We start from the raw sequence: 16,508 nt of genomic DNA on the forward strand, positions 1-16,508 counted from the left end.
ATTCCTCCCAAATTCATCAGAAAACTTGCTAAAAAGCAGAAAATAGCGAAGCTTCTCCGCTATTTTCTAGAGCAATTCCTTAAAAATCCAATGTTTATTTCACAGCCAATTCGCTGGCTGCTTGAATATACTTCTCTAGGCTTCCATCTTCCATCAGGCGTGTCAAGGTAGCGTTGACCTTATCAAGAATCTCGCTATTGCCCTTCTTCACAGCGACAATATATCCGTCATCCTCAGCCTCCGGCTGAGCCTCTGCAATGGTCAGACCCTCGATATTGCTTATATACGCCTCTGCTACTGGACCTTCGATGATAGCTACGTCTACACGGCCTGTTTTTAGCTGCATCATAATATCTTGAGTTTTCGCCAGGGAAGTGATCTTGGCATCCTGGACCGTCTTGGCAATATCCTCCTGGATCGAACCCTTTTGAACGCCAATCTTCTTGCCAACCAGCGCATCCATCGTCTTGTAGCTGCCTTCTTCACCGGTACGAGTGACAACAGCCTGCGTTGCCGTAAAATAAATCTTAGACATATCTACTTCCTTCTGACGCTCAGGTGTTGGACTTAAACCGGAAATGGCAAAATCAATCCGGCCGCTGTTCAACTCATTCATTAGCGAATCGAATTGCAGATCCTTGATTTGCAGCTCAGCGCCCAGATCCTTGGCAATTTCCTTGGCGATTTCAATGTCAAAGCCGACGATTTCATCCTGTCCTTGATCATTTTTAATATGGAACTCATATGGAGCAAAGTCTGCGCTGGTGCCAAGCGTGATGACCTTTTTGTCTGAATTCCCGCCATCGCTTCCTGCTCCTTGCGCGCTCCCATCATTATTTTTATTTTGTCCGCATGCGGCAAGCAAGCTGGTTACCATCAATAGAGCTATAACTAATGTTCCCCACTTTTTCATTTCTCTCTCTCCTGTCATTTGCTTTCTTTAATCTATAATCACTTGGCCAATTATAAAACAAAATGCATATATATGCAAAGGTAAAATATGATACTTCATCATTTATTCACAGATTATTATCCAAGTATTGAGGGTTAATTAAGCTGTGGTTAATTAAACGAAGCTGATAAGTTAACAATATCACAGCAATCCATCTTAACGGAAATTGGTTCCGCTATTTTGGCGAATTCGACGTTTCCGTAATTGTAACGGAAATCTGATCCTCTATTTGGGGATCATCTACCTATATTTTGCTGAAAAACTTCAATTTAAGGGACTCCATTTCCGTTAGAATTCAAAAATGGCTCTTTCAAGCCAAATAGCGGCACTGATTTCCGTTAGATCTTTCTGGGCCAAAAACCGCTCACCTTCACCAACGGCTCAGCGTATCGAACATACGGATTAGTCTAGCCGGTATAGTTAGTGGCGGCGTATTGTTGGGGGAATGGGGGAATTCGTGCTGTTGGGGCTACTACATTCTAAAATGACGATTTTGAAGTGCAGAAAATTACATTCACTCGCTGTGTCGCGTTAAAACGTTAGTGAATATTTATGAGATTCGCTTAATTTATTGCCCTGCCTTTTATTCAATTCCAAAAAGCTTGGACATAATAGGACAAAGGAGTTGAATCTATGCTGCTGGAAGCTCTATATCATGTTCCAAGAGATAAGTGGGCCTATGCCTACGATAATTCAACGATTCATCTGCGGATTAGAACGAAGCGTGATGATCTGGAGCAGGTCATTGCCATGACCGGGGATAAATATAATTGGGCCGGTACCTATCAGGAGTTCAAAATGGAGAAAGCGGCTCATGATCTGATGTTTGACTACTGGGAGGTTGATGTTCGCCCCCGCTACAGGCGCTTATCCTATGCCTTCAAGCTCGTTGCCGGAACGGAGACGATTTACATGCTCGATTCGGGCTTGCAGCATGATCCGCCATCCCCGCCGGGAGAATGCTTCGAGTTCCCCTATATTCATGAAATCGACGTATTCAAGGTCCCGGAGTGGGCCAAGGAAGCCGTCTTCTATCAGATTATCCCGGAACGGTACGCTAACGGGAATCCGGATAATGACCCGAAGCCCGTGGAGAATTGGGGAGGCACACCGAAATTCGATAATTTCTTCGGCGGCGATTTACAAGGGGTGCTGGATCATTTGGATCATCTGGTCGATTTGGGGATCAACGCCATTTATTTCACACCTTTATTCACTTCGCCATCCTATCATAAGTACGATACGACGGACTATCGGCAGGTCGATCCTCATTTCGGTGATAACGCACTGCTTAAGAAAGTTACCGAAGCCTGTCACGAACGTGGTATTCGTGTTGTACTCGATGCCGTCTTCAATCATTGCGGCGAGCAGTTTCCGCCGTTCCAGGATGTGCTGAAGCATGGGCAGAACTCCAAATATGCAGGCTGGTTCCATATCAACGAGTTCCCGGTTAAGATCAAGGATGGGATGCCCACCTATGATACCTTTGGCTTCTATGGGAATATGCCTAAATTCAACACGGCTAACCCCGAAGTGAAGGAATATTTGCTTGGGGTAGCTGAATATTGGATCCGGGAGATCAAGCTGGACGGATGGCGTCTTGATGTCGCTAATGAGATCGATCACCATTTCTGGCGAGATTTCCGCAACGTCGTGAAAAGAGTGAATCCGGAGGCTTATATTATCGGGGAAGTCTGGAGCGATTCACTGAACTGGCTGCTCGGCGATCAATTTGATTCCGTCATGAACTATCCCTTTGCCGACAAGGTGCTTGAATTTTTCTGCGGCGGAATGGATGGCTACAACTTCTCGAATGAGATGGGCTCGCTTATTATGCGTTATCCGCAGCAGACGAACGAAGTGATCTTCAATATGCTCTGTACGCATGATACACCACGGTTACTGACACGGGTGGGCGGTGACAAAAGAAAGCTCAAGCTCTGCGTCGTCTTCCTATTCACTTATATCGGCACGCCTTGCATCTTCTACGGCGATGAGATTGGCTTAACCGGGAATACGGACCCGGATTGCCGCAAATGCATGGAATGGGATCCGCAGAAGCAAGATCGTGAGCTGTTCGATTTCTATAAAATGATGATCGCCTTGCGCAAGAAGCATGTGGTGCTTAGACAAGGACGCTTTCGCTTTCTACAAGCCAATAGCGGCAATCCCTGCATCATTTATGAGCGACTGGATCACCGTATGCATTTCACAGTCTGGATGAATAATACGGATAAAGCGTGCGTGCTATCCCATCCGATTCAGACTAGCGATTGGCAGGACGCCCTGACCGGCGAGAGAGTTGCTCCCGACTCGGGTACAATGAACATCAGCCTGGACCCCTATGGCTTCCGTATTCTGTATCGTCATATCAAATGAACATAAATAAGCCGGGATCTGGCAGATCGATCCATTAACCAACGGATCACGCCAGTCCCGGCTTTTCTTATACATCCTTCAGCCTTGCGTAGATTTCGCTATACTGTCTTGCCGATTGCTGCCAGCTATAGTCACCGGACACCGCTGTCTTGACGAGACTTTCCCAAATTTCCGGTTGTTTATAGAAGGAGACAGCCCGGCGCAGTGTATATAACAGATCATGGGCGTTGAAGTCATGAAAAGTAAATCCGTTGCCCTCCCCCGTATATTCGTTATAGGCATGCACGGTATCATTAAGCCCTCCCGTCTCCCGCACAACGGGAATGCTTCCATAACGCAAGGCCAATAGCTGGCTGATGCCACAGGGCTCAAAACGTGAAGGCATCAGGAACAGATCGCTGCCGGCATAAATCCGCCGCGACAGCCGTTCGCTGAACAAAATCTGTGCAGAGAGCTTCTGCGGATGGCGCCGAACCGCTTCTCTGAACCATTCCTCATAGCTGTTATCCCCGGTACCAAGCAGTACGAATTGAACATCATCCTCATTCAGCCATTCATCCAGAATACGCGTCAGCAAATCGAGGCCCTTTGGCTCAACCAGCCGCGTCACCATACCGATGAGCGGAACGGAGGCTTGCTCGGGAAGTCCCAATTCCTGCTGCAGCGCCAGTTTATTTTGCCTTTTCTTGGTCAGGCTGCTGCGGTATTTGACGTATATATCCTCATCCGTCAACGGATTATAAAGCTTTGCATCAATCCCATTTACGATCCCTGACAAGCGATCCCCCAGCGAGCGCAGCAATCCGTCCATTCCATAGCCATAGTAAGGGGTGCGGATTTCTGCAGCATAGGTGGGACTTACTGTCGTAACATGATCGGCGAACACAAGCCCCGCTTTCATAAAGCTCACATTGCCGTAATATTCGACTGCCTCCGCCGTAAAATAGTAATCCGGCAGCCCGAGTAAATCGCCCAGCACTTCCCGGGGGAAAATCCCCTGATACAGCAGATTGTGAATTGTATATACCGTTCGGATAGAACGATATGCTATATGGCTCTGATAATGCTCCTTAAGAAGCAGCGGAATCATCGCTGTATGCCAGTCATGACAATGGAGAATATCCGGCAGGAATTCAATCATCGGCAGCATATCAAGCACTGCCCGGTTCAGGAAAGCGAAGCGCTCCCCATCATCCGGGTAACCATAAACACCATCCCGGCCGAAGTAATATTCATTATCGATAAAATATACTGGCATCCCTTCATGAATGAAATACTCGATCCCTCCATACTGCCTGCGCCAACCAACAGGCACTTCCATCGCCCCCAAATGCGTCATCTGGTCGGTGAAATGGGACGGGATATCCTTATATTTAGGCAGCACCACTCGCACATCATGACCCGCCTCTTGCAGCGCCTTTGGAAGTGCACCGATCACATCAGCCAACCCACCTGTCTTAATAAAAGGGACAACCTCGGCAGCGGCGAACAATATTTTCATATATGCTTCCTCCTTGGTGATTTAGTGCCTGGTTTAATCTTGTTCGATAAGCGGAGCTTCACCCTCCGCCCGGATCTGATCGCCGGCTTCAGAACGATGAAGCTGAGTGGCGCAAGGGCTAGCTCCAGGCTATACGGACAATCATGCCAGCGCTTCAGCTCGCTATGCAATGGGGCAATGCGAATCTGTTCTGCGCCGCCATAAACTTCCAAATTGCTGTTGAACATCTCGACATATGCCCCATACTGCGGTACACCGATTCGGTAATGCTCCCGTGCAACAGGTTGAAAGTTAATAACGATCAGCAGCGTATCCTCGGTTCGCTTGCCCTTTCGCAAGTAACAAATGACGCTTTGCATATTATCATGCGGATTAATCCATTGATAACCGCTGCCGTGATGATCGTTCTCCCACAAGGCAGGCTCTCTTAAATAGAAATGATTCAGCGAGCGGGTATATTCCAGCATTTTGCGATGCATTTCATAATCCAGCAGCAGCCAGTCCAGCTCCGCCTGATCCCGCCATTCAATGAACTGGCCAAATTCCCCGCCCATGAACAGCAGCTTTTTCCCCGGCGATGTCATCAGATAACCGAGCAAAATTCTTAACCCGGCAAACTTTTGCTCATAACTTCCAGGCATTTTGCTAAGCAAGGACTTCTTGCCATGCACCACCTCATCATGCGATAAAGGCAGGGTGTAATTATTCGTAAAGGCATACCAAATCGGGAAGGTAAGCAGATGATGACTTTCCGGCCGCTGATCAAATTCCGTCCCCATATAGGCGAGGGTATCGTTCATCCAGCCCATGTTCCATTTGTAGTTGAAACCAAGCCCTCCTTTATCCACGGGGTCCGTAACCCCGGGCCAGGAGCTGGATTCCTCCGCCATCATCAGAGCATACGGGTCATACTCGAAGACGACCCGGTTCAATTGCTTCAGAAAATCAATCGCCTCCAGATTTTCCACGCTTCCAAACTCATTCAGCGGATGCCGACCCGGCAGCTTCTCAAAATCAAGACGCAGCATACTGGTTACAGCATCGACCCGCAGCCCGTCGAAATGATACCTATCCAGCCAGAACAAGGCATTTGAGATAAGAAAGGATCTGACCTCCGGCTTGCCGAAATCGAAGCTCAGCGTCCCCCACCCCGTTTTTTCGGCCTTGGCCTCATCCTCATATTCGAACAGTGCCGTACCGTCGAATCGCCGCAGACCATGCGCATCCTTCGTGAAATGGCCGGGCACCCAATCGAGCAAAACCCCGATCCCTGACTGATGACAGCGATCCACGAAGTACATCAGATCCTCCGGTTTGCCATAGCGGCTTGTCGGCGCATAATAGCCAGTAATCTGATACCCCCAGGACAGATCATAAGGATACTCGGCCAGCGGCATTAACTCGATATGCGTATATCCCATTTTTGCTACATAAGGAATTAGGATATCTGCCATCTCACGATATGTATAGAAGCTGCCGTCCTTCCTTTGACGCCATGTTCCGAAATGCAATTCATATATATTCAGCGGCCTTTGATACAACGCTCTGCGGCTGCGTCGCCATTTCTCGTCATGCCATGTGTAGCCCGTTATCGATTTAACGATGGATGCCGTTGCCGGACGAACTTCGGCATAGGTTGCATAAGGGTCGGCCTTCAAGCTTTTGACCCCGTCCTGGCCGATAATTTCATACTTGTAAAAAATTCCTTCCTCTACTCCCGGAAAAAAACGAGTCCAAAATCCCGATTCGGGTATCTTATATAGTAAATCATTCTCCCCGCTCCACCGGTTCCAATCCGCGGCGATCGATACTTGCCGCGCGTGGGGCGCCCATACGGTAAAGCGAACACCGGACTGACCGTCCTCGACTGCCAGATGCGAACCCAGGGTTAAGTAGCTTCGGTATAGTGTTCCTTCATGAAACAAATAAATATCATCCTTAGAAATTAGTTCAGTTCGTTCGGACAATGTATAATCACCTGCTTCTCCAAATAATTTTATAGAGGCTAATGAACAGCCGGGACCGCTTGAACCACTATTTATCCATAATTTTGCCTTAACTCCCGATATTGAAAATTAAAATGCTCTTTTACAAATTTCTTTGTAATAATTTCTGATAATTTCCATACCTTTAATTTCAACAACATCATTCATATCTAGTGTATGTAAGAACAACACAGTCCAAACCACACGGGAGGGAAAAAACGAAGTGAATAAAAAAAATTGTATTGCAATGCTGCTGGCTGGAGGTGAAGGTCGCAGATTATCCCCGCTCACTTCCAAACTTGCTAAACCCGCCGTACCGTTCGGCGGCCACTACCGGATCATCGATTTTCCTCTCAGTAACTGCGTGAACTCAGGGATCGATACCATTGGCGTACTTACTCAATACGAGGCAGAATCGCTTCACGAACATATTGGCGAGGGTAAAGCATGGAACCTCCCGAAACATGAGCATGGCGGTATTTCCCTGCTGCCATCCTACAACGCCGGTGTGAAGGAATATGCCGGAACAGCAGATGCAATTTTCAAAAATATCGAGTATGTGGATCGATTCAAGCCGGATCAGGTACTGATCCTGTCGGGCGACCATATTTATCATATGGATTACCGTAAGCTGCTTGATTATCACTTGTCTGTGAACGCAACCGCAACTATTTCCGTCATGCCAGTGCCTTGGGAGGAAGCGCATCGCTTTGGGGTGATGTGCACCGATCAGCAGAATAGAATTACGGAATTCGCGGAGAAGCCAAAACATCCGACCAGCAATCTGGCCTCGATGGGGATTTATTTATTCAATTGGGACTTCCTGAAGCAGCATTTGCTGAATGATGCCACAGATACAGAAAGCAGCCATGACTTTGGCAAGGATTTGATTCCGAAAATGCTGGCTGGCAGGGAGCCGCTGCATGCCTATGAATTTCAGGGATACTGGCGTGATGTAGGGACTGTGCAAAGTCTGTGGGAAGCACATATGGACTTACTGGCCGAGAACGCAGATTGGAAGCTAACGAATAATGAAGCCTGGCCGATGTTCACCCATGGATTGCCCGGTGCTCCAAGCCTTTTGGCCCGTAATACACAGATCAGCAACTCGATGGTGCATCAGAATTGCGAGCTGGAGGGACAGATCGAGCAATCGGTTGTGTTTGGCGAGGCAAGTATCGGCCGATATACGAAGATTAAGGACAGCGTCATTATGCCTGGCGCCAAGATCGGACGCAATGTCTGGATCGAAAAGGCCATTATCGGTGAAGGTGCAGTCATTAAGGACGGTGCAATGATTAAAGGAACGTTAGGCGATATAGCCGTTGTGGGTCCCGGCGAGACCGTTACCGCCAAGCCTGCGCTTATTCCACAGCCAAGCAGATTGCTTATGGAGGTCTATGAGAAGACGCCGCGGCTTAGAGCAGAAGGCATGCCTTCCTAGATAAAGTTCAAAAGTCCGCTTTGGATAAGAAAACCGGTCATAGTCATCTGAGAATGACCCCGGATTCAACCAGCTGAGCGTTTTGCAAAACGCCCATCAGCAGCATAAGCTTCGGTACTGAAAACCGACTTTTGGGATTATATATGAAAGGGACTCTCTAAAGTACAGCATCCTTAGAGAGTCCCTTCTTGATGTAACTACATATTTAGTTCTGATCCTCACTGTTTATTAGCTCTACCTCTTCGTCCCGGCTCTCAGGATCATGAATCGGCATCGGCAAAGTGACAGAGACCGTGGTACCAGCACCCAGCTCGCTGCGAATATCCATTTTGCCGTGATGCAGTTCCACGAGCTGCTGGCTGATCGCCAGTCCAAGTCCGGTTCCTCCACCCTGGTGATTTACCTGGAAGAAGCGGTCGCGAACCCGGCTAAGATTTTCCTCGCTGATCCCTATCCCGCTATCGACCACTTCGACTTGAACCTGCTCCGCGGAAATGGGATTGATGACAAGATGAATCCAGCTATTCTCATGGGAGAACTTAATCGCATTATCAACCAGATTCAGAAAGACCTGCTTCAAGCGATTGGCATCGCCGATAACGGTAATCGGCTTATCCATTTTATCATCAAGCTTGATCTGGATCTGCTTCTTTTCCGCCTTCGCCCACACGTTCAGCATAATCTCCTTCAGCAATTCCTGCAGCTTGACACGACCGATCACAAGCTTCATCTCGTTCTGCTGCAGCTTGGAGAAGTCCAGCATTTCCTCAACCAGTCCGATCAGCCGATCGGTCTCCTTGGAGATAATATTCATCCCGATCTTTGTCTCATCCGGATCGAAGCCGCCGGAGGTCAGTGTCTCGCTCCAGCCCTTGATGCCCGTTAATGGAGTACGCAGTTCATGGGAGATGGACGAGATGAAATCATCCTTGATCTGGTTGCTGCGAACAATCTCCTGTGCCATGTAGTTGAGCGTCGAAGCCAGCTCGCCTAATTCATATTTATATTCGCCTTCAATGCGTGTATCGAATTTTCCCTTCGCTAACTGGGCGGATACGGCTCTGATGTTATTGATCGGCTTCACGATCGAATTCGCGAGTCCGATACTGAACAAAGTAACGAGCGCCAGTACGGCAACGCATACCGCTGAGGACAGCAGGGTCAGATTCATCATTTTGGAATTAACCGCCTCAAGCGAAGTGACGTAGCGAACGATATAGGCGTTCTCCCCGCGTACCTGAAGCGGGGAGGATACAGCCATGACCATTTCTCCTGTTGACGGCTGCCTGCCGATCCATTTGCCTACACTGCCCGATGCGGCCTGCAGTACATCGCTCGTCTGGATCGCCTTCTCATCCTGGAACGGATTACTGCTCGCCTTGACATTGCCTTTCCGGTTGAGAATCAGAAGCTCTGTATCCTTCAATTCAAAGGCATCAAGCATTTCCGTAAAATAATGCGGGTCATTATCCGCATTCAGCTTTACGAATTTCTGAAAATAATCGGACGCCCATGTCGTATGGTTCGACATATGGTTATAGATCGTATCGTAATAGTACATGCGAATGGCCAAGGAGAAGATCAGTTCAACCATGAACAGAGTTACGAATACGACGATAAAATAATGCATTACGATTTGTCGTCCGATACCCTTTTTGATCATTGTCCCTCGCCCTTCCATTTATAGCCAAATCCCCATACAGTCTGGAGGAACATCGGCTCGGAAGGATTATTCTCGATCTTCTGGCGAAGCCGACGGATATTGACGTCAACAATTTTCGGATCGCCCATGTATTCTTTGCCCCATACATGATCAAGCAATTGATCACGGCTTAGCGGGGAGTTCTCGTTCTCCAGGAAATATTGGACCAGTGAAAATTCAGTTGGTGTCAGTTCTATCAATTGACCACCACGCTTAAACTGCTTAGAGATCAGGTCCAGCGTGAATGGACCGGAAGTAAATGTAACTTTGGTGCTGCTCTCCCGATATACGTTAACTCTTCGCAGCAGGGAATGGATGCGGGCGATCAGTTCTGTCGGGCTAAACGGCTTGCTTACATGATCATCCGCTCCGACGGACAGCGCGTAAACCTTATCCTGTTCCTGTACTTTTGCTGTCAGAAAAATAATCCCGATCCGCTCATTCGTCTCACGGATTCTGCGGCATACCTCAAAGCCATCGATGCCTGGAACCATCACATCAAGCAATGCAATATCGATGTCCGGCACGGTCTGCAGCTTGGCAAGCGCCTCGTGCCCATCTGCAGCCTCCAACACTTCGAAGCCGTTCCGCTTCAAATTAATCACGATAAAACTGCGGATCGATTCTTCATCTTCCAATATCAAAACTTTGCTCACTTCGCGTCTCCTCCCTCTATCATAAACAGCCTCTATCGCTTAATTTCCTGTTCGCCCTTATTCACCTTCATATTCGTCTTGCTATAGAAACCGATAACCTTGTCGTAATCCCAGGCCAGCAGCTCCCATTGTTCCTTGTAGTTCTCCCATTCTGATAGGGAGAAGAAGCGTATTTCCGCCACTGTCTCCCCGCTGTCCACCTTGACGAACCAGAGATGTTCATCCGGATTGGACTTTGGATCGATCGTTACGTTATTGGTCCATTCCTTGGGGAAGTTGAAGTAGAATCGGCCCGAAGGGTCCATATATTGCTGCTTGACGAACTTCCAGCCGACGCCCTCATCCCATTGATAGTAAGAGAAGAGCGGCATATCATACGGAGGTTCCTCCCAGCCAATCGGCTTCTCTGACCGTGCCACCTCAAGGATGCCATCGCCATCCACGTCGCCACTGTATACCGGGTAGTTCTTGAAAGTGAAGTCCTGCGACGGTACCAGGTCCTCAAATTTGCCATTTTTCATCACAAGCATATGAGAATATGCATAATGGGCACCAAATGAAGCATCGAGGATAATTCCCCTCAGCTTTGGTGTAATGTTGCCACTCACCGTATTGTAATATTCCTCCACCGCATCATCCAGCTGGATTTGATCCAGTTCCTTGAACGATGATCCGCTCAGCTGATAAGTAGTTACGGTGGCATTTTGTTCCCGCTTCAAGTTAATGACTGTAATATCCAGCTGTCCATCCTGATTCAGATCATCAATGAGGAAATTGCTGTACGGCAGGGTCAGCAGATTGTCCACCTTCTCGCCATCATACGAATAGACGGTCAAACCTTTCTGTACATCCTCTCCCCCGCCGGAAAAGCCTGCGATAATATTCAGGCGACCATCGCCGCCCAAATCCTTCAGATCGAAGGTTTCAAGATTCTGCCCCTCGCCATCAAAGCGAACCTTCACGCTCCAGCTATCCCCTTCCTGCTTGAGGATCATGCCGTGGATTCGTACCGTCTCGTCCGGGGTCTCATAGAAGACGATCGCTTCCTTCACGCCGTCATTGTCCAGATCAGCGGTTCGAATCGAGCTCTTCACATCCTTGGGCGCTATAATCGAGCCTTTCGTCTCGACATTGATGACGTTGAACAGCGATTCCCGATCCGAGGACAGCTGCGGCGTGCGCATTAATGCCTTTGGATCATCAATGATGCTGCAGCCGCTCAGCAAGAGCAGCAGCAAGCATCCGGAGCATATCGTCAGCCAGCGTCTTAAATTACCTCTCAAACTCATCACTCTTTTCATGCTAAATCAATTAATCGCTTCTCCCCGGAGGTCAGCCGTCTCCCAACGATGTCTATTTTAAGTTCCCCAGATTGGATACCCCAAATTCGCGTGCAATATTTCTCAGCCAGCTCCAGCGGAAGTGCGGTCACTACGGTTGTTCCCTGGGTTTTGCACAGCTGGCTGAACGTCTCAATGACTCTCTCAGCTGATTTGGGATCCAGTCCGATCGTCGGCTCGTCCGCGGCGATAAATTTCGCGCCATGGACAAGTGCCCGGCAAATGGCCACCCGCTGCTTCTCTCCACCGCTAAGTTTGCCAGCCTTTACATGGGCCTTATCGAGCAAGCCGAATTTCTCCAGCTCGTCCATCGCTCCCATATAATCATCCGACCGGACCATACCCGTAAAGCGGCGAACTGCCGATACTTGACCAACTTGTCCGATCAAAACATTTTTAAGCGCCGTTCTCTCCGGATAAAGGGAAGGATTTTGTTCCAAATAAGCAAACTTGGAGCGCATTTTATGCGTTCCCTTGCCCCCGCCTTGAATCAGCTTGTCCTCATTCCATGTGTAGTCCCCGCTGTTCCATGAATCGCGAAGCGCCAGGCAGCGCAGCAGCGTACTCTTTCCGCTGCCGCTCGGACCTACAATGCCGACCAGTTCTCCTTGGGCGAATTCCGTGCTGATATCACGCAGTACTTGCTTTTTATTCCCATCCACCGATTTTTTTAAGTGGCTCACCTTGATCATGTCCGATTCTCCTTTGGTTGTACCTATATCTATATCAGTTCGTGTTCAAAAGTTCAAAAGTCACTCTACTCTATAGTGTATTGGAAATAGCCGTGAAAATCCATTACAGCCTGTTCATATTTTCATTTTTTTCGAGAGTTTGTTTTCTAAAGCCCAGTCCAGCTAAAGTAAATAATACATATAAACTGCCCAGAAGGATGAATAACGCACCCGGACTAATAAATTCCATCGCAGCTCCACCGACATTAGGCCCAAGAATACTACCGAGGCTGAAATGGAAAGAAGCGATCACATTGGCAGCCGGTAACAGCGCTGCCGGCAACAGATCGGCGGCATAAGCAAGTCCAAGCGAGAAGAAGGAACCCACCAGGCCTCCGGCACCCAGGAACAATAGCATTAATCCCCAGAAGTTATTTCCCGCCAGCGGCGCGATTAGGAACAATCCCCCTCCGCCGAGGCCCGCAATCATTAATACAACCTTGCGGCTATAACGGTCGCTCAGCATTCCTAGCGGAAGCTGCAAAATCAGCCCCCCGATTCCGAAGAAAGGAAGCAGGGTTGCAATTTGCTCTGCACTTAAGCCAATCCGCAGCCCGTAAATCGGGAAATTGCTGTTCATCGTTGATTCCATATATCCATATAATAAGGATGTGAACAGAGCAAACCAGGCCAGCCTGTAGATCCGTCCGTATTTACGAGTCTCCTTTACGCTCCCCGCTGTTCTCGTCGGATACTCATTAGGCATGCGAAGTATGATGAGGAGTACCCCTATTGCAGTAAGGATAGACAGTAGTAAAAATGGAAGCAGCTGACCATAGCTCAACAATCGGATCCCGAAGGGGCCGAAGCTGAAGCCCAGCCCGTAGGACATCCCATAGAGCGAAAGATTCCGTCCGCGGCGTTCTTTGGGCGACAGCATAAGCAGCCAGAGCTGTGAGGTAAAGTGGATCGCGCTGTCTCCGATTCCGACGATCAGACGAAGTACGAACCATACCGACAAGTTCGAAACTAGCGGAAAGATCGGCAAAGCGATCATCACGGCGATCATGCCGCCGATCAGCAGCTTTTTGAAGCCGGTATGTCCAAGCACACGTTCGGCAACCAGCGTCATGGCAAATGAGCCAACATAGAGAGCAGCGGCATGCATCCCGTTCACAGAGGAAGGGATTCCGCGCTCCTCCATAAAGATGGCAAGAACCGGCAAAAGCAATCCCTGGCTTAAACCCGATATAATAATGACTAATGTCAATAAGAAAAATGGCGATACTTTTAACGGAAATTTACTAGAATTTGAAGCTATTGTCATGATGTCTTCCCCCTGCATAACAAAAGAAAACCGTCATGACAATATGACGATTTCCCCTTTAAGTGTGTGGTTCAAAAAGGTCGGTTTCAGCACCGAAGCTTATGCTTGCGATGTGATTTTTTCGTAATCTCAGTTGGATAAAGCCAGGGTCTAAAGAGCGGGGCAGCGCGTTTTCGAAGAGAACAACTTCGTAAGCCGCTGCTTGTATTGGGTGCATATGCCCCGAGAGTTTTCCGCAGAAACCATGACTTTGATCCGTTTTCTGATCCGAAGCGGACTTTTTGATCAATCTCTAAGTTTAGGTAACCGGTAAAACAACCCCTAAACATTATAGTAGACAAGCCCTATTCTCACAAGCATAATTAAGAGGTATGCATTATAGTTCTGGGAGGACTGACGGATGGCTTATGATGTAAAAGTCGATGTGTCACCGATTTATGAGTTGCTCAGCAGCTTCATGTTATATACTACACGAAAATGGATTAACAATCTGGACATCGGACGCGAATGGATTCACGACATTCAACAGAACCTTAGCGAGGAAGCGCGGCAAGCCTTTGCCGAGGCGGCTGATTATCCGTTTGGCGATTACGACCTGCTCTACGCCCTGGCGCTGGATCGCGACTCCTCGGTACAAATCCCCGGTTATCTGGAGGAGCTGTCTCACGGTCATACCGATTCATTGCTCGCCCGGATTACTCCATATGTTCCCGCTGCGACCCTGGAAGACGTGCAACGGCTTCAGGCTGACTATGCGCCGCTCCTTAATATCTGGCATGACAGTTACTTTCAAAGCATCGAGGAGCAATACGCGTCCATAATGGAAGAAGACGCCATGGAGAAGAAGGGGCTGCTTGAGAAAATAGATCCCGAACCGCTCATCGAATTTGCCTCGGGTGGGCTTGTGCTTGATCAGGAGCTTCCCGTGAAGCATATTATTCTCGTTCCATCCATTCATTTCAGACCGATAAATACGTACTGCTTCTTCGAGGAAGAGCTGCTTATCCAATATCCGATCGATATTCCGGAAGCTGATGAGGACGAGCCGCCAATTTGCCTGCTGCGGCTGACCCAAGCGTTATCCAAGCCGGAACGCCTGCAGCTGCTTCGCTATTTGGCGAATGAACCGAAGTCGATGCAGGAGATGATCCGGGACACCAATGAATCGAGAGCCCAACTGCACCATGAGCTGATGATTCTCAGATCCGCGGGTATGCTTCGCGTTCATCTTACCGATCGCAGTACGGAGAAGTTCAGCATTCGGCCAGACGGCGTATCCGAACTGCAGATGTTCCTGGAGTCCTATATTCGTATTTAAGGGTTAGCCTGGCATGAGGAACGATATTTGCATTTCTGCTGCTGCCTCTGGTAAGTTAGGAGAAACAGGATATAGCGCAAGTGCAAGAAGGAGTGATAGAGATGAAACAGACTGTGCAGCAACAAATCATTTTTGATCTTGATGATACTTTGATCTATTGCAACAAGTATTTCGAACTGATTCTCGGTCAATTTGCCGACCTCGTATCGGAATGGTTCAGCGAATACCAGCTGCCGATCAAGGAAATCCGTGATAAACAGATCGAAATCGATGTGGCCGGCGTGCAGCAAATTGGATTTGCCAGTCAGCATTTCCCGGAATCGCTGATCGACACCTACCGCTACTTCTGCCAGCAATTCGGCGAGCGCCGTGAGGAGCTCAAAGAGAAGCATCTTATGCGGCTTGGCCTCAGCGTATATGAGCAATCCGTTGAGCCTTATCCAGGTATGGTGGACACGCTTGATTTTCTGCAACGGCAGCAGCATGAGCTGTACCTGTACACCGGCGGCGAGACCGTAATTCAACAACGGAAAATCGAGCAAATGAAGCTGGCCGATTATTTTCAGGATCGCATCTTTATCCGCCAGCATAAAAATATCGATGCATTAGAAGAGATTCTGGGCTCTCGCCCCTTCCATCGTCAAAATACATGGATGATCGGGAACAGTCTGCGCACCGACATTTCGCCAGCGCTCACAGCAGGCATCCATGCCATTTATATCAAGCATCCCGATGAATGGTCCTATAATCTGATCGAGCTGGCACCGCGGAATGATTCCTATCTATATACGGTAGCTTCGCTCGAAGAGATCACGTCCATTATTTCCGCCTCCGGGCAAGCCCGCGGCTCTAAGACAATGTCGCACAGATCCAGATAGTGTTATGCCATGAACTGAAAATAGCTCCACAGAAAACCGGGTTGATGGAAAGAATCCATCAACCCGTTTTTTTGTCATTAACCCTCTGTCCGCTCTACGCTTAACTTTCCGCTCTCGTGATCAAGCAGCGTAATTCGCCCTTTGTAGTCTCCATCTGAATGCTTGAAGGATAAAATTTGCGTATGGCCTTTCTCCAGCAAAGATTGCAGCATCGTACGCGAAATTTTTTTGCCGGCATACTCTTTCCAAATCACAAAGCCGCAGCCCTGCTTATAATGAGTGCAGCCATAACCTTTGCGGCCTTCGATCAGCTGGCCGCCGCAGCCGCTGCGCGGGCATGGGGCCAACGCTTCGA

The 16,508-nt window shown here is 48.6% G+C and carries 13 protein-coding genes; 4 read left to right on the plus strand and 9 right to left on the minus strand.

Annotation, left to right across the window (positions count from 1 at the left end):
• Positions 1–94: 94 nt before the first annotated feature.
• Positions 95–913, minus strand: a complete 819-nt coding sequence (locus BN1360_RS19375; RefSeq protein WP_068781456.1) for a transporter substrate-binding domain-containing protein — start codon at positions 911–913, stop codon at positions 95–97.
• A 672-nt stretch (positions 914–1,585) separates the two neighbouring features.
• On the opposite strand from BN1360_RS19375, the gene BN1360_RS19380 reads away from it, so the two are divergent.
• Entirely contained in the window at positions 1,586–3,331 is a 1,746-nt protein-coding gene (locus tag BN1360_RS19380; protein ID WP_068781457.1) for an alpha-glycosidase, read from the plus strand.
• 67 nt (positions 3,332–3,398) lie between these two features.
• On the opposite strand, the gene glgA is transcribed toward BN1360_RS19380, so the two are convergent.
• Positions 3,399–4,832, minus strand: a complete 1,434-nt coding sequence (gene glgA, locus BN1360_RS19385) for a glycogen synthase GlgA (RefSeq protein ID WP_068781458.1) — start codon at positions 4,830–4,832, stop codon at positions 3,399–3,401.
• Positions 4,829–6,799, minus strand: a complete 1,971-nt coding sequence (gene glgB / locus BN1360_RS19390; RefSeq protein WP_068781459.1) for a 1,4-alpha-glucan branching protein GlgB — start codon at positions 6,797–6,799, stop codon at positions 4,829–4,831. Before glgB ends, glgA begins: the two co-directional genes overlap by 4 nt.
• Positions 6,800–7,040: 241 nt before the next feature.
• Here glgB and BN1360_RS19395 point away from each other — a divergent pair, with 241 nt between their 5' ends.
• Positions 7,041–8,261, plus strand: coding sequence for a glucose-1-phosphate adenylyltransferase (locus BN1360_RS19395; RefSeq protein WP_068781460.1), 1,221 nt, complete (start codon positions 7,041–7,043; stop codon positions 8,259–8,261).
• A 205-nt stretch (positions 8,262–8,466) separates the two neighbouring features.
• Here the strand turns inward: BN1360_RS19395 and BN1360_RS19400 are convergent, their stop codons facing one another.
• From BN1360_RS19400 to BN1360_RS19420, 5 genes are all read right to left on the minus strand, one after another.
• Positions 8,467–9,924, minus strand: a complete 1,458-nt coding sequence (locus tag BN1360_RS19400; protein ID WP_068781461.1) for a HAMP domain-containing sensor histidine kinase — start codon at positions 9,922–9,924, stop codon at positions 8,467–8,469.
• Positions 9,921–10,619: a response regulator transcription factor gene (locus BN1360_RS19405; RefSeq protein WP_068781462.1), complete on the minus strand. Its 699-nt coding sequence runs from the start codon at positions 10,617–10,619 to the stop codon at positions 9,921–9,923. Before BN1360_RS19405 ends, BN1360_RS19400 begins: the two co-directional genes overlap by 4 nt.
• A gap of 32 nt (positions 10,620–10,651) precedes the next feature.
• On the minus strand, positions 10,652–11,908 hold the full coding sequence (locus tag BN1360_RS19410) for a hypothetical protein (protein ID WP_229521143.1): 1,257 nt from the start codon (positions 11,906–11,908) through the stop codon (positions 10,652–10,654).
• A gap of 8 nt (positions 11,909–11,916) precedes the next feature.
• On the minus strand, positions 11,917–12,651 hold the full coding sequence (locus BN1360_RS19415; protein ID WP_068781464.1) for a phosphonate ABC transporter ATP-binding protein: 735 nt from the start codon (positions 12,649–12,651) through the stop codon (positions 11,917–11,919).
• A 103-nt stretch (positions 12,652–12,754) separates the two neighbouring features.
• Positions 12,755–13,957 carry an MFS transporter gene (locus BN1360_RS19420; protein ID WP_068781465.1) on the minus strand — a complete coding sequence of 401 codons (1,203 nt, stop codon included), beginning with the start codon at positions 13,955–13,957 and terminating at the stop codon, positions 12,755–12,757.
• Positions 13,958–14,357: 400 nt separating this feature from the next.
• Here BN1360_RS19420 and BN1360_RS19425 point away from each other — a divergent pair, with 400 nt between their 5' ends.
• Positions 14,358–15,275 carry an ArsR family transcriptional regulator gene (locus tag BN1360_RS19425; RefSeq protein WP_068781466.1) on the plus strand — a complete coding sequence of 306 codons (918 nt, stop codon included), beginning with the start codon at positions 14,358–14,360 and terminating at the stop codon, positions 15,273–15,275.
• Between the two features lie 101 nt (positions 15,276–15,376).
• Positions 15,377–16,153 carry an HAD family hydrolase gene (locus BN1360_RS19430; protein WP_068781467.1) on the plus strand — a complete coding sequence of 259 codons (777 nt, stop codon included), beginning with the start codon at positions 15,377–15,379 and terminating at the stop codon, positions 16,151–16,153.
• A 77-nt stretch (positions 16,154–16,230) separates the two neighbouring features.
• Here BN1360_RS19430 and BN1360_RS19435 read toward each other — a convergent pair.
• On the minus strand, positions 16,231–16,508 hold a 278-nt coding region (locus BN1360_RS19435; protein ID WP_324254278.1), incomplete at its 5' end, for a topoisomerase C-terminal repeat-containing protein.

Source organism: Paenibacillus sp. GM2 (assembly GCF_900069005.2).
In the GTDB taxonomy this organism is placed as follows: Bacteria; Bacillota; Bacilli; order Paenibacillales; family Paenibacillaceae; genus Fontibacillus.